At 35.2% G+C, this 15189-nt stretch carries 11 protein-coding genes, 2 tRNA genes and 3 pseudogenes; 8 read left to right on the top strand and 8 right to left on the bottom strand.

Annotated features, from left to right (window positions below; translation table 11 throughout):
* Nucleotides 1-220 precede the first annotated feature (220 nt).
* Nucleotides 221-1164 (bottom strand): annotated as a pseudogene (locus A9G41_RS04950) (IS3 family transposase).
* A gap of 103 nt (nt 1165-1267) precedes the next feature.
* Here A9G41_RS04950 and A9G41_RS14680 point away from each other — a divergent pair.
* The 4 genes and pseudogenes from A9G41_RS14680 to A9G41_RS04935 form a co-directional block, all read left to right on the top strand.
* Nucleotides 1268-1390: pseudogene (locus A9G41_RS14680) on the top strand (IS481 family transposase); the annotation flags it as partial.
* Nucleotides 1391-1533: 143 nt separating this feature from the next.
* Nucleotides 1534-4641 carry a type I restriction endonuclease subunit R gene (locus A9G41_RS04945; protein WP_065582967.1) on the top strand — a complete coding sequence of 1036 codons (3108 nt, stop codon included), beginning with the start codon at nt 1534-1536 and terminating at the stop codon, nt 4639-4641.
* On the top strand, nt 4635-6269 hold the full coding sequence (locus A9G41_RS04940) for an HsdM family class I SAM-dependent methyltransferase (protein WP_075539396.1): 1635 nt from the start codon (nt 4635-4637) through the stop codon (nt 6267-6269). Before A9G41_RS04945 ends, A9G41_RS04940 begins: the two co-directional genes overlap by 7 nt.
* Nucleotides 6266-7426: a restriction endonuclease subunit S gene (locus tag A9G41_RS04935; protein WP_075539395.1), complete on the top strand. Its 1161-nt coding sequence runs from the start codon at nt 6266-6268 to the stop codon at nt 7424-7426. The genes A9G41_RS04940 and A9G41_RS04935 overlap by 4 nt, the downstream gene beginning before the upstream one ends.
* Nucleotides 7427-7853: 427 nt before the next feature.
* Here A9G41_RS04935 and A9G41_RS04930 read toward each other — a convergent pair whose 3' ends face one another.
* A complete protein-coding gene (locus A9G41_RS04930; protein ID WP_065652442.1) occupies nt 7854-8123 on the bottom strand; it encodes a hypothetical protein in 270 nt (89 codons plus the stop codon).
* A 279-nt stretch (nt 8124-8402) separates the two neighbouring features.
* Here A9G41_RS04930 and A9G41_RS14985 point away from each other — a divergent pair.
* A pseudogene (locus A9G41_RS14985) lies at nt 8403-8543 on the top strand (DUF4865 family protein); the annotation flags it as partial.
* A gap of 68 nt (nt 8544-8611) precedes the next feature.
* Here the strand turns inward: A9G41_RS14985 and A9G41_RS04925 are convergent.
* From A9G41_RS04925 to erpA, 3 genes are all read right to left on the bottom strand, one after another.
* Nucleotides 8612-8687: transfer RNA gene (locus tag A9G41_RS04925), tRNA-Gly, on the bottom strand.
* A gap of 19 nt (nt 8688-8706) precedes the next feature.
* Nucleotides 8707-8794 (bottom strand) — tRNA-Leu (locus A9G41_RS04920).
* 211 nt (nt 8795-9005) lie between these two features.
* Nucleotides 9006-9344, bottom strand: coding sequence for an iron-sulfur cluster insertion protein ErpA (gene erpA / locus A9G41_RS04915; protein ID WP_034914816.1), 339 nt, complete (start codon nt 9342-9344; stop codon nt 9006-9008).
* Between the two features lie 159 nt (nt 9345-9503).
* Here erpA and hemL point away from each other — a divergent pair, with 159 nt between their 5' ends.
* Complete coding sequence (gene hemL, locus A9G41_RS04910) at nt 9504-10796, top strand: glutamate-1-semialdehyde 2,1-aminomutase (RefSeq protein ID WP_075539394.1); 1293 nt, start codon at nt 9504-9506, stop codon at nt 10794-10796.
* 61 nt (nt 10797-10857) lie between these two features.
* Nucleotides 10858-11334, top strand: coding sequence for a thioredoxin-dependent thiol peroxidase (gene bcp, locus A9G41_RS04905; RefSeq protein WP_065582972.1), 477 nt, complete (start codon nt 10858-10860; stop codon nt 11332-11334).
* Nucleotides 11335-11358: 24 nt separating this feature from the next.
* On the opposite strand, the gene A9G41_RS04900 is transcribed toward bcp, so the two are convergent.
* Nucleotides 11359-12444, bottom strand: a complete 1086-nt coding sequence (locus tag A9G41_RS04900) for an AI-2E family transporter (protein ID WP_075539393.1) — start codon at nt 12442-12444, stop codon at nt 11359-11361.
* A gap of 46 nt (nt 12445-12490) precedes the next feature.
* A complete protein-coding gene (locus A9G41_RS04895) occupies nt 12491-14011 on the bottom strand; it encodes a helicase HerA-like domain-containing protein (RefSeq protein ID WP_075539392.1) in 1521 nt (506 codons plus the stop codon).
* A gap of 191 nt (nt 14012-14202) precedes the next feature.
* Between A9G41_RS04895 and A9G41_RS04890 the strand changes: the two genes are divergently transcribed.
* On the top strand, nt 14203-14433 hold the full coding sequence (locus tag A9G41_RS04890) for a YdcH family protein (RefSeq protein WP_065582975.1): 231 nt from the start codon (nt 14203-14205) through the stop codon (nt 14431-14433).
* Between the two features lie 82 nt (nt 14434-14515).
* Here the strand turns inward: A9G41_RS04890 and A9G41_RS04885 are convergent.
* The coding region (locus A9G41_RS04885) for a transposase (protein WP_257005240.1) at nt 14516-15189 on the bottom strand (674 nt) is incomplete at its 5' end.

Raw genomic sequence — 15189 nt, 5'->3', positions numbered from 1 at the left:
AATGTGATGATAGATGTAGATTTGATTAAATAGAATCCTTTTAAAATCAGGCCCTGAACGAACTTTGCATTTATTTTTTTATTTATCCTAAATATAAAATTATTTTTATTGAAGTTAAGTAAGCTTATCACATTGAAATCTAGAACAATTCCGGATGCTTTGTTAGTAAGCTTATAAAAGTGTAAATACCCCAAACTTAGTACACTATTAACGTAGAAAATTAAGCAGCCTGTTTTAACGTTTTATATTCGAGCGGTGTCATGTTATTTAGTGCCTCATGCGGTCTTTCGGTGTTATAAATCGTTAGCCATTCTTCGGTTACCTTTCTTGCTTGTTCTAGATTATTAAATAGATATAAATCAAGTACCTCAGTGCGATAGGTACGATTAAATCGTTCAATATAGCCATTTTGATATGGGCTACTGGGCTGGATATAATCAATGGTTATATCATGTGATTTAGCCCAGTTTATAAAGGCTTTCCCTGTAAATTCTGGCCCATTATCGACCCGCATTTTTAATGGATACCCATGATATTCGGCCAGTTTATCTAAGTAACGGGTAATCCTTCCTGCGGGTAAGCTTACTGCAATATCAATCCCTAACGCCTCACGATTAAAGTCATCGATGACATTGAATGTCCTAAAGCGACGTTGATTACGACTACTGTCACTCATAAAATCCATTGACCAACATTCACCTTGTTTATTGGGGACTAATAACCTTTCTGGGCATCGTGGAGGAATGCGTTTTTTACGCTTTACCCTGAGATTAAGCTTTAATTCACAATACACCCGATATACCCGTTTATGATCCCATTGATAGCCGAGCTTTCTGATACGATTAAAACATTTAGGAAAGCCCCAGCGTAAATGCCGGTCTGTGATAGCATTCAACACCGAAACAATCACCGAATCATCCTGTAACTTAGGTTGATAATAGTAAGCACAACGGCTTAAACCAACAATGGCACAACTCATTGCAATAGTAACCGAATGATTTTGTTGTAGTTGCTGTGCCCACATTTTACGTGCCTTGGTGGGCACTAAAGCTTTTTTATGATTTCTTCCTGAAGCTGTGATTTTAAGCTCAGTGTTGAATTACCCATACCCTATTTACGGCACAACTCTTTAACAGGAATACCTGCCTCTGCTTCTTTTAAAATAGCTACGGTTTGATGTTCAGTTTTTTTTCATAATTGAATCCTCTTTTACTTTTATCATAGAGAATTTTCTACTTTTTAGCTGTACTATTTTAGGGGATAATTACATAAAATCATTATACAAATGTTTCATTAGGCCGTTTTTAAGAAAAAGCTAGATATTAGCTTAGAGGAATTACAAAAAGATCTGGACGAATGGTTAGATTATTACAATAATAATCGAACTTATTAAGGAGAAACACGTCAAGTAATAGCACTTGTTTAAACATTACTTGATAACAATTCAGACTAGCTAATACCCTACTGAAACCATTATCAGTAGGGGTTATTGTAAAATCTGGTCTTGACTACTACAAAAAATTGGGATTAGCCATGGCATTCAATGAAGATACACGCGTAAAAATACCAACCATTATGCATTTGGTTCGTTTGGGGTATCATTATTTATCGCTCAAAACACAACAATGGGATATTAACACAAATATTTTCCCTGAGTTATTCCGTCAAGCGGTTACAAAAATCAACCCTCATTTAGAGCAAGATGATGTTGGACGATTGTTGGAGGAAGTAAAGCTAAGCTTAGACAATGAGGATTTAGGTAAAGCCTTTTATGAGAAATTAACTGCTCGCTCAGGTACAAAACTCATTGATTTTGAGCATTTTAATAACAATAGCTTTCACGTAGTAACAGAGCTAACCTATAAAAATGGTGATGAAGAGTTTAGACCTGATATAACATTATTAATTAATGGTATGCCGTTAGTCTTTATTGAGGTGAAAAAACCCAATAATCCTGAAGGAATATTAGCCGAACGTGATCGAATCAACAAGCGCTTCCAAAATAAAAAATTTAAGCGATTTGTGAATATAACCCAGTTTATGATCTTTTCTAATAACATGGAGTATGAAGATGGCGCCGTTCAACCACTACAAGGCGCATTTTATGCCAGTGCTTCTTATGGTGAGCCTATTTTCAACTACTTTAGAGAAGAACAAACACTAATTTTACCTGAGCTTTCTAAGCCACTTGATGAACAAAAAGTGCTAGAAATTCTCAAAGATAATAACAAGGAAACTCTGCGAAGCAGTGAGGAGTTTAAGCTCAATAAAAATGAGCTTAGACCAACGAACCGTATTTGTACCTCATTATTAAGTAAAGACAGATTAGCTTTTATTTTACGCTATGCGCTTACTTATGTGGCAGAAACACAAGGGCTTGAAAAGCACATAATGCGTTATCCGCAAATTTTTGCAACAAAAGCGATTGAACATAAGCTTAATGAGGGGATTAAAAAAGGCATTATCTGGCATACTCAAGGCAGTGGTAAAACCGCGCTAGCCTACTATAACGTTCGGTTTTTAACCGATTATTTTCAGCAAAAGCAGATTATTCCTAAATTTTATTTTATTGTGGATCGAATCGATCTGCTCACTCAAGCACAGCGCGAATTTACTTGCCGAGGCTTAACAGTTTATACCATCGATTCGCGCGAGGCATTTAGTCAAGATATTAAAGCTACTAAAGCGATTCATAATAATACCGGTAAACCTGAAATAACAGTGGTCAATATTCAAAAATTTAAAGATGATCCCGATGTTGTTTCAACAAGTGATTACGATGTCAGTATCCAACGGGTGTATTTTTTAGATGAAGTACACCGCAGTTATAACCCCAAAGGTAGCTTTTTAGCCAATCTAGAGCAATCTGATCGCAATGCGATTAAAATCGGTTTAACAGGTACGCCATTATTGGGTACAGACTATAACTCGCGTCAATTATTTGGCGATTATATTCATAAATACTATTATAACGCCTCTATTGCCGATGGTTACACCTTAAGATTGATTCGTGAAGAAATCGCCACTCACTACAAAATGGCCTTACAAAAAGCCTTAGAGGAAGCAGAAATTCAACAAGGGGATGTGGATAAAAAATTTATTTATGCCCACCCTAGCTTTGTCGATCCTATGCTGGATTATATTATTGCTGACTTTCAAAAAAGCAGAGGCGCTCTCGCTGAGTCTACCATCGGTGCAATGGTCATCTGCGACAGTGCGGAACAAGCCAAGCAACTCTTTAAGCTATTTAATGATCGTTACCCAAAAAACAACCAGCAAATTAACCAAGTAGCGGCCAATGATAACGAACTAACTCAATTGAAAGTGGCGGAACCAATCACAAACTACGCTGTCAAACGTAAGCAAGATAACGAAGTTAAAACAGCCGCGTTAATTTTGCACGACGTAGGCACAAAACAACAGCGTAAAGACTGGGTTGAAGATTTTAAAGCCGGCAAAATAGATCTACTCTTTGTATTTAACATGCTATTAACAGGTTTTGATGCCAGACGATTAAAAAAACTCTATTTAGGTCGTGTAATACGTACCCACAACCTCCTGCAAGCCCTAACGCGAGTAAATCGGCCTTATAAAGATTTTCGTTATGGCTATGTAGTTGATTTTGCCGATATTCGCAAAGAGTTTGATGATACCAATAAAGCCTATTTCAAAGAGCTACAAGACGAGCTGGGTGATGAAATAGAAAGTTATTCACAACTGTTTAAATCGCAAGAAGAAATCCAGCAAGAAATTGAACAGATTAAAGATACGCTATTTAAATACGATATCACCAATGCTGAAATTTTTTCACAGCAAATTAATGAAATAGACGATCGTGAAACAATTTTAGTTCTTAAAAAAGCCTTAGCTAATGCCAAGAGCCTATACAACCTTATTCGCCTACAAGGAGAGTCTAGCTTCTTAGATCAACTCGATTTTAATAAACTGAATCTGCTTTACCGTGAGGCGACTAATCGGCTTAATCTGCTCAACTTAAAAGAGAACCTAGAAAAAGGCACAGAGACCACCAATCTTTTAAATATTGCCTTAGAAGATATTCTCTTTGAGTTTATTAAAGTGGGAGAAGAAGAACTGCAACTGGCAGACGATTATCAGCAAACACTCAGACGCACCCGTGAGGCGCTAAACAATAATTTTGATCAAGACGACCCAAAATTCATCACACTAAAAGAAGAGCTGGAAAGGCTATTTAAGAAAAAGAACTTGAGTGCAACAACCCAAGAAGAAATGAAAACCAATACAGAAATACTCAATAAAATTTATGAGCGTGTCAAAGTATTAAATAGAGAGAATAATTTGCTTCGTCAAAAATACTCAGGTGATGTAAAATACGCTCGCATTCATAAACGCTTAACAGAAAAAAACGAAATAAGCACCAATGAACGTAAAATTTTCGAAGCACTAAATGGTGTAAAACACGATACCGACGAGCAAGTATTACAAAACTTACAACTTCTAAACAATGAGGGGTATTTTAAACAAATTACTATGCCAACGGTTATTAAGCAATTTATGACGCAACAACAGATTAAATTAAATCCTACTACCTCTCGTTATATTAATGAGCTGGTGGTTAAAGAATACCTTAAAGAATTTACTAACGGAGCTCCTCAGTGGTAGTTGAACTCGCCTTTCAAGAACAAACTAGAAAGTTAATTGACGATCTAAAAGCTATTTGTGCTAACTACGGCTTAGGTAACGATGGCAACGAATTTAAAATCATCACCCAAGCTTTTCTCTATAAATTTTTAAACGACCAATTTGCCTCGGCGGTAAAAAAAATACAACCTAACATAGCTAAAAGCGATAAGTGGGAAGAAGTATTGACATCAATGGAGCATGAACAGTACGAAATGCTCCTGTTGAGTTTACCCGCAGGGGTTGCGCACCTACAGCCAGTACATTTTATTGGCTATTTATTTAACAACCAAAATCAAGAAGATTTTGCTAATACCTTTGATGACACGCTAATCGATATTGCCAGTAGCAATACCGACGTATTCTCCATTAAAACGGAAGGCGGCGCTAAGGTGGTTTTGTTTGACCGCATCAGCAACTTTATTGCCGATGACAGCAAAAAAGATGACTTTTGCCGTGCTATAATCAATAAGCTGGTAGACTTTAGCTTTGAGCATATCTTCTCAAAAGGCTTTGACTTTTACGCCACTATTTTTGAATACCTTATCAAAGACTATAACAGCAATAGTGGCGGTAAATATGCTGAATATTACACCCCCCATGCCGTCGCTCGTATTATGGCGGCAGTGCTCGTGCCTGTTGAGCAACGAGGCAAAGTAAATAATGTCAGCTGTTATGATCCTTCGGCGGGATCGGGCACTTTATTAATGAACGTCGCCCATGCTATTGGTGAAGCAAGATGCAGCATCTTTACCCAAGATATTTCACAAAAGTCATCTAACCTATTACGCTTAAACTTAATTTTGAATGGCCTCGTGCATTCTATTCCGAATGTGATACAAGGTAATACCATCTTACACCCTTACCATAAAGAAGGTGGCCACTTAAAACAATTTGACTATATTGTATCTAATCCACCTTTTAAGCTAGATTTTAGCGATTATCAAAAAGAGTTAGATACAAAAGCCAATAAAGAGCGCTTTTTTGCTGGCATTCCAAAAATCAAAGCCAAGGATAAGAACAAAATGGAAATTTACCAATTGTTCTTACAGCATATTATCACTTCCTTAAAACCCACAGGGAAAGCGGCAGTAGTAGTGCCCACCGGCTTTATTACCGCACAATCAGGCATTGATAAAAAAATCCGTGAGTATTTGGTGAATAACAAAATGCTAGCAGGGGTGGTCTCCATGCCCAGTAATATTTTTGCCACCACAGGCACCAATGTCTCTATTGTGTTTATTGATGCCACCAATAAAGATCAGGTGGTTTTGATTGATGCATCCAACCTTGGTGAAAAAGTGAAAGACGGCAAAAACCAAAAAACCGTACTTACTCCAGCAGAAGAACAGCAAATTATCGATGCCTTTAATCAAAAACAAGTGCACGAGGATTTTTCAGTGGTGGTGAGCAATGAGGAAATTATCAATAAAAACTGCTCCTTAAGTGCTGGGCAATATTTTGATGTGAAAATTGAGTACGTGGATATCACACCCGAAGAATTCGCCGCCAAAATGCAAGGCTATACTCAAAATCTAGAAGAACTGTTTAAAGAATCTCATATGTTAGAAGAGGAAATTAAAAAGCAGTTAGCGAGGATTGAGGTATGAGTAAAATAATGCGGCTTAAAGATTGTGCTTTTTATGTTAGCCAAAAAATCAGCTCTGAGATACTCGATATAAACACGTATGTTAGTACAGAAAATATTTTACAAAATAGATTAGGCAAGACAATTGCTAGCTTTAAGCCAAAAAACAACATTAAAGTGACACATTTTAAGCAGAAAGATATATTAATTGCCAATATACGCCCTTATTTAAAAAAGATTTGGTTTGCAAATCATGAAGGTGGTTGCTCTGCAGACGTGTTAGTGCTTAGGGCTAACTCTAACGTTGATTCTAGTTTTTTATATTACTCTTTATTCCGTGATGATTTTTTTTCATACATAATGAAAGGTGCTAAAGGAACAAGAATGCCAAGAGGTGATAAAGAGCAAATATTAAACTTTAATATTCCTAATATGAAATATCAGAATCAAAAGGAAATTGGAGAGTTATTATTTTTGTTAGATAAAAAAATCGAACTAAACAATCGCATTAATGCTGAATTAGAAGCGATGGCAAAAACCTTATATGACTACTGGTTTGTGCAGTTTGATTTTCCTAATGAAGAAGGCAAGTCCTATAAAAGTTCAGGCGGTAAAATGGTTTATAACACCACCCTGAAACGCGAGATACCTGAAGGTTGGAGAGATGGAATAATTGAGGAGGTTTTAGATAAAGTTCCTCATACAATTAAAGTATTAAACAAAAATATTCTTCGTAGTGGAAAGTATCCAGTTGTGGATCAAGGACAAGAATATATTTGTGGTTTTACTGATACTAAAGAATCAGTACTTGAGGTAAAGGATGCCCATATTATATTCGGTGATCATACAACAATTGTGAAACTAGTTAATTTTGATTACTCTAGAGGAGCAGATGGTACACAAATTCTAATATCCAAAGAGGAAAGAATTCCTAACTACTTGTTATATCAAATGGTTAATAATTTAAATTTAACGCGTTACGGATATGCAAGGCACTTTAAATTCCTAAAAGAGGCTAAGATAATTCTACCTATGATAAATATTTCGAATAAATATAATGAAATTGTTATACCAATATATGAGAAGTGGCGACATAATTTTTTTGAAAATATTAACCTAAGTGAATTAAGAGACTGGCTACTCCCCATGCTAATGAACGGCCAAGTCACCATTAAATAATAACACTCGCTTTAGTTTGGCTAAAGCGAGCTTTTTTAAAGCTACCAATGTGAAAATTATAACGATTGACTAAACCTAATCCTTGTCTTGATAACCAACCCTCGTTGTCCTAAACGTCACTTACAGAGTGTTACGAATCATCTTGGTATGCCCTACTCTTTTTAGTGCCAAAAAGATAAGGCCATAGGTTCACTTTATTTTTAATTAATGGCTGATAATCTAAAGGCAAATGAAGTCTATTGTAATTAAACCAATCCATATAGTGATTAAATTGCAATCTAAGCTGTTCAATACTGATTTAGTGTTTAGATAAGTTATTTATTAGCATCTAAATTCTTGTGTATTCCAGTTAAAATAATCACTCATTTGCAGTTTAATATAATCAGTGATGGAATTTAAGTGATCTGATAATAACAATAGCAAATTATTAAGCATTATTTTTATATTCATAATAAATGATATCATGACTATGTTCATCAGCAGTCGTTAGCTCATTTATCGCCAAAGATAGGGGAAGTAATACAATCGCATCACCTTGTTTAACGATTGATAAGATATTATTTAACGTATCAGTTTCAATGAGTATTCGTGTTTCTTGATAAAGTTGAATGGATAATTTTCTAAGAGGGCATGAAATATCACGATTAATTAATATTGGGAAATTACCCATATTTTTAGCCTTACTACTTTTTAGCATACCAACTGCTAAATAATGCTTTTTGGCTAAAGCGTAATTTTTATTCTTTAATCTATTAAATGTAACAACAGCGTTATAATAATGACGATCTAATTCATATTCGATTGCACCCGTTGTTTTATTGACAATTTCAGTTGAAAAAATGTTTCTTTTGTTATTTTAATAGTTTATCCCTTAAAGTCCATTATCATTATTTTTGATATCCCTATCATAGACTAAGATTATTCAATAATAATATCTGCCATTTATAATTATTTTAATTATTTAAATCGAGAGGTGATGCTCATGTACGCTATGCAATATAAAATCAAATTACCCGATAATTATGATATGGAGTTAATAAAAAGTAGAGTTAAATTAAATGGATATAAAACAGATAAGTTTGATGGCTTATTATTTAAAGCCTATTTAATATCAGAAATCAATTCTAATTTTAATGCTGTTGTTTTACTAACTATAAATTATCTAAATGGTAGTCAATTAAATATTGGAGCGGGAAACGAGGTTCGAACTCGCGACCCCGACCTTGGCAAGGTCGTGCTCTACCAACTGAGCTATTCCCGCATAAGAAGTGTTTGTTTAATGGTGCCCGGGGCGAGACTTGAACTCGCACGGCCAAAAAGGCCGAGGGATTTTAAATCCCTTGTGTCTACCGATTTCACCACCCGGGCTCAAAACTGGTTACTTAAGAGTAACTGCGTTTTGAATGCTGTGCATTTTACCCATCTAAAATTTGGCGTCAACAAAAATATTAAAATTATTGTCTAACTGCTCAATGTTTGTCATGTTTTGTGGCTTTATTGTTCTATTTGACTAAAAATCAGAAAAGTATGATTGTTTGTTTAGCGATAAAAGCTAATAGTGTAAAAAAACAAATGCAATTTAAACACTAAAAGAAGAACCGCAGCCACAAGTTGTTGTTGCATTAGGATTATCAACCACAAAACGAGAACCTTGTAATCCTTCAACATAATCAATGGTGCCACCAACTAAATATTGTAAACTCATGGGATCGATAACTAACGATACACCATTTTTTTCGATAGCTAGGTCATCTTCATTCACTTTTTCATCAAAGGTAAAACCGTACTGAAACCCACTACATCCACCACCAGTTATATATACGCGTAATTTTAGATTTGGGTTTTCTTCTTCTGTGACGAGTGATTTAACTTTATTAGCTGCCGCATCGGTAAAGTTAATCGGTAAAGCATCGCTCATATTCTTCTCCTAATATATTGATCTTTGCATTATATACTGTTGCCAAATAAAAATACAAAATAGAAAACTTCTATTAAATAAATTTTTAATAGCTAACTTGAATTTATTTTGATTTTATGAATAAATACAGCAAATTTTTATAGAGAGATTATTCCGGTTATGCTAAACACATTTAAATCAGAAAAGCTTTATCATCAAGCATTATCCGTTATGCCTGGCGGCGTGAATTCCCCTGTTCGTGCTTTTAATGGTGTGGGTGGCACCCCCTTATTTATTGAGCGAGCAAACGGCGCATACATTTATGATGTGGACGATAAGGCCTATATCGATTATGTAGGTTCTTGGGGACCAATGATCCTTGGGCATAACGATCCCGATGTTGCCAATGCGGTAATTAAAGCAGTGCGTAATGGTTTAAGTTATGGAGCACCAACCGAAATAGAAACCAAAGTTGCTAATTTAGTGACACAATTAATGCCTTCAATTGAAATGGTACGGATGGTGAATTCAGGCACTGAAGCAACCATGAGTGCTATTCGTGTAGCACGTGGTTTTACTGGCCGAGATAAGATTATTAAGTTTGAAGGTTGTTACCATGGTCATGCTGATTATTTGTTAGTTAAAGCGGGCTCTGGTGCTCTGACTTTCGGTCATCCAACCTCTCCAGGTGTGCCTAATGATTTTGTTAAACATACATTAGTTTGTGATTATAACAATTTAGAATCAGTCAAAAAACAATTTGAACAATATCCCAATGATATCGCCGCTATTATCATCGAGCCTGTTGCAGGCAACATGAACTGTATCCCAGCCAAAAAAGAATTTTTACATGGATTACGTGAACTTTGTGATGAATATGGCGCTTTATTAATTATTGATGAAGTGATGACAGGTTTTAGAGTCGCACTGGGTGGCGCTCAAGATTATTATGATGTTGTTCCTGATTTAACTTGTTTAGGAAAAATTATTGGTGGTGGTATGCCTGTTGGAGCATTTGGTGGTCGTGCTGATATTATGAGGCAATTAGCACCAACCGGGCCAATATACCAAGCTGGCACCCTGTCTGGTAATCCTGTTGCGATGGCAGCAGGATACACTACATTAACTAAACTAATGGAAGTTGGGATCTATCAAGAGTTAGCAGAAAAAACCGCACAGCTTGCTAACGGTTTATTGTCAGTTGCCCAAAAGCATAACGTGCCGTTAGTCGTAAATTATGCTGGTGCAATGTTTGGTTTATTTTTTACAACTGCTTCTGAAGTAAGCTGTTATCAAGATGTCATGCAATGCGATGTTGAATTATTCAAAAAATTCTATCATCATATGCTAACTGAAGGTGTTTACTTTGCACCATCAGCTTTCGAAGCGGGTTTTATGTCACTTAAGCACACAGACAAAGAGATCAATCACACCATTGATGCAGCAAGTCGTTTTTTTAGTAAATTAATTTAAAAGTATGACACTGTTTTATACACCAAGAGAACATTAAACGATTAAAATAGGTAATAATTATATGGTTAATCCACTTAAAGAAGGCGTAAAAGCACCTCAATTTTCGTTACCTGACCAAGATGGAGAGCAAATAAGCTTAAAAGATTTTAAAGGTCAACGAGTTTTAATTTATTTTTATCCTAAAGCGATGACGCCAGGTTGCACTGTGCAAGCTTGTAATTTGCGCGATTGTTCTGATGAGTTAAAAAAATATAATGTGACGGTACTGGGTATCAGTACCGATAAGCCAGAAAAGTTATCTCGATTTGTTGAAAAGGAATTATTAAATTTTACATTGCTATCTGATGAAAATCATGAAGTTGCCCAAGCATTTGGTACTTGGGGCGAAAAAGAGTTTATGGGTAAAACCTATGATGGAATTCATCGCATTAGCTTTTTAATAGGTAAAGATGGAATAATCGAGAAAGTATTTGATAATTTTAAAACAACTAACCACCATGAAGTGGTTTTAGATTATCTTAAAAATCACAGCAAATAACTTTGATTAAAAGCAGATTAATGACTAATCTGCTTTTAGTTCACTATTGGCATTATTCAATTCATCCAGTTTTGGCCAAGCATTGATAATTGCTTTAACCAATGTTGCCAAAGGTATTGAAAAAAATATTCCCCAAAAGCCCCACAAGCCACCAAACACAATCACCGCCAAAATAATAACGAGTGGATGCAAGTTAAGCTTTTCTGAAAATAAACAAGGAACTAATAAGTTACCATCTAATGCTTGAATCAAAATATAGAAGCATAGCAAATAGCTAAATTCAGTAGTCAATCCCCATTGGAACAGCGCAATTAATACAACAGGAATACTTGAAATAATAATACCAACATAAGGCACTAACACAGATAATCCAACAAGTACAGCTAATAATAGTCCATAATCTAAACTAAAGTACCAAAAAGGAATATAAACACAGACGGTCAATATAATGATATGTAAAACATTACCAACAATATAATTAGATATTTGCATATCCATTTCCGCTGCAACTCTGTTTAAAATTGTACGATTTTTAGGTAGAATTTTTGAGCAATACCCCCAAATTTTGGCTTTGTCTTTTAATAAAAAAAACATCATTATTGGCACTAATACCGCATTAATTGTAATCGAAACCAGCCCAAATAAAGACACAATAGAAAATTGTAATAACGAATTACCTGTTTGCACAACTTTGTTAGTAACACCTTGGATAATCGAATCAAATAAACCAACATCGATTAATTCAGGATAGTGCTCTGGCAATGTAGTAATGAAATTGTTAGCGAAATTTAGCATGTTCGGAATATTAGTGATTAAGCTAATACTTTGCTGCCAAATTAATGGTAATAGAATCATAAAGCCAACTAAAACAATCATTAAAAAAAACAACAATACCATCACAACAGCCAGCGTTCTTGGTATGTTTTTTTTATGCAAAAAGTTAATTGGCCTATCAAGTAAATACGACAGTACAATAGCAATCAAAACAGGCAGAAGAATTTTATTAAAAAAATAGATGATAATAAATAAGCCAACAATCACAGCCATTAACGACACAACATGCGGATCGCTAAAACGTTTTTTATACCAATCTATAAACATTTTTAACATCAAACTCTCCTTTTGCTAAATTTTGGGAATAATAAACTTAAGTTAATTATTTTTTAAAACCACCTAATATACCACGGGTGATCTGTTTACCGATTTGATTGACGACTTGCCTAGTTGTACTTTTGACTATTTTCTGAGCCACACCATCATGTTGCCCACCTTTTGGACCTTGCTTGCCAAAAAGAAGTGTACTAAAAAAATCAATCAACCCACCGTGATTTTGTTTATTGCTTACCTCTTCTGTTTTGGCCTCGTTACTATTCGTATTTTGGCTAGGCAGGCTATCTAACAAAAATCCATTTTTCAATAATTCATAAGCAGATTGACGATCTAGCATTTGCACATATTTATTATAAAGATGAGATTGATGAACAATTAATGATAACTTATCTGGCGCCATTGCCCCCATCTTTGAACCTGGGGCAATAATATAGCCACGTTCAACTATGCTTGGACGGCCTTTTTCGTCTAGAAATGAAATAAGCGCTTCACCAACACCTAATTCCATTATTGCTTTTTCCGTATCAAAACTTGGGTTGGCACGCATGGTTTGAGCAGCTATTTTAACGGCTTTTTGGTCTTTCGGTGTAAATGCACGCAAAGCATGTTGTACACGATTGCCTAATTGCCCCAAGATTGTGTCAGGAATATCACTCGGGTTTTGAGAAGCAAAATAAATTCCGACTCCTTTAGATCGAATTAAGCGCACAACTTGTTCTATTTTTTCTAGTAATGCTGGTGAAATATTATTGAAAAGTAAATGTGCTTCATCAAAAAAGAAGACAAGTTTTGGTTTATCAAGATCCCCCACTTCTGGTAAATGCTCAAAAAGCGCTGACAATAACCATAATAAAAAGACAGAATATAATTTGGGTGAGCTATATAATTTTTCAGCCGATAAAATATTAATAATGCCACGACCTTGAGCGTTAACTTGTATTAAATCCTGAATATCCAGCATTGGTTCGCCAAGAAAAAACTCAGCGCCTTGTTGTTCTAGTGTTAATAAGCTACGTTGGATTGCTCCAATTGATGATAGCGAAATATTGCCATATTGCGTAGTAAATTGTTTAGCATTATCGCCTACAAATTGAATTAATGCTCGAAGATCTTTAAAATCAATTAATAATAGTCCTTTATCATCAGCAATTTTAAATATCAGTTGTAACACACCTGATTGAACATTATTTAAGTCGAGTAATCGACCAAGTAGAATCGGCCCTATATCTGACACGGTACTACGAACGGGAATGCCCTTTTCAGCAAACACATCCCATAATTCAATCGGTGATGCGTCTGGTTGCCAATTATCAACCTCAATGCTGGCTAAACGAGCCTGTAGTTTTTCAGATAGTATGCCCTTTTCGCCAATCCCCGTTAAATCACCTTTAACATCAGCAAGAAAAACTGGCACACCTATTTTTGAAAAACCTTCAGCCATTTTTTGTAATGTTACTGTTTTACCCGTGCCTGTTGCACCAGTAATTAAACCATGACGATTAGCCAATGCAGCAATAACAGATAAATCTTTGCCATGGCTTTTGGCAATTACAATCGACTCACTCATGCGGTACCCCTTTAGTAACTTTATGATTAAATTTGTGATTTAATTTATAATTCAACCTGTTTTATTATAAATAACAAAACAATGTAGCCATTTGTGCAATTTTTCTATTAATCCAACCAATAATATTGTATTCTGAATTAGCAATAGCTGCTATTGTTATTATTCTATCCAACCTATTATAAGGAGGCGTTATGTTTCCAGAATACCGAGAAATCATTTCTAAATTAAAAAATACTGATTTACGTTTTCAAAAATTATTCGATCAACACAATGAGTTAGATCAAAAAATTAAAAATATTGAGTCTGGCATTATTGTCAATACGACCGAAACTATAGAGGCATTAAAAAAGCAAAAACTTAAAATTAAAGACGAAATTTATGAAATTTTAAGAAAAGCGTCTGATACTCATTTAAACTTATAATTGAGCACAGTTCATCACGAATTGAAAAAATAGACTTTTATTATATTAAACGATTAAATAAAAACCCCAATAGTTTGGGGTTTCAGATTGATGACAAACCTCGATATAATTCGGGGTTTATTTTTTTATTTAAACCATAAATAGGCTTTTTAATTTGGATTTTATTAAATAAATTAAAAAATAGCCTAAAAAAACGTAACAAAAATAGCTTTATCGCTATTTTCTTGATATTTTGAGCCGTTGCGGCCAATAAACACTGCATTTGAACCTGCGCTCTTCCTCTAAATCGTGCATAGCGATGTCCGTGATGTTGTTTAGCATCAGCAAAGCTGCGCTCTATCGTTTCTTTTCGCCGAGCATAGACTTTTTTACCCCACTGACTTAAACGAATCTCGTTGGCTTTCTCTTTATCTGCTTCCCAGATATGCCGTGTGATGACTTTCTGTGTATTTTTACTCTGTGTACACTGTGACAATAACGGACAGATTTTGCAGGTTGTTGCATCAGAATGATAATGACGATAACCTTCCCTGCTGGTAGTTTTATATATTAATGTTTGCCCGTTTGGGCAAGTATAAGTATCGTTTTGACTGTTATAGATAAACTGCTTTTTTCTGATGGGATTCGCACCATGGGTGGGACGACGATAACCCAACACCGGATATATCTGCTCTGCCAGCAGTAAATGGCAAATGGGAGCCGTAAAATAACCCGCATCAAGGCCGACACCAACCGGATTAAAGCCAAACCGCTCTA

The organism is Gilliamella sp. Nev5-1 (genome assembly GCF_001690895.1).
In the GTDB taxonomy this organism is placed as follows: domain Bacteria; phylum Pseudomonadota; class Gammaproteobacteria; order Enterobacterales; family Orbaceae; genus Gilliamella; species Gilliamella apicola_C.
This window is presented reverse-complemented; position numbering and strand designations above follow the sequence as displayed.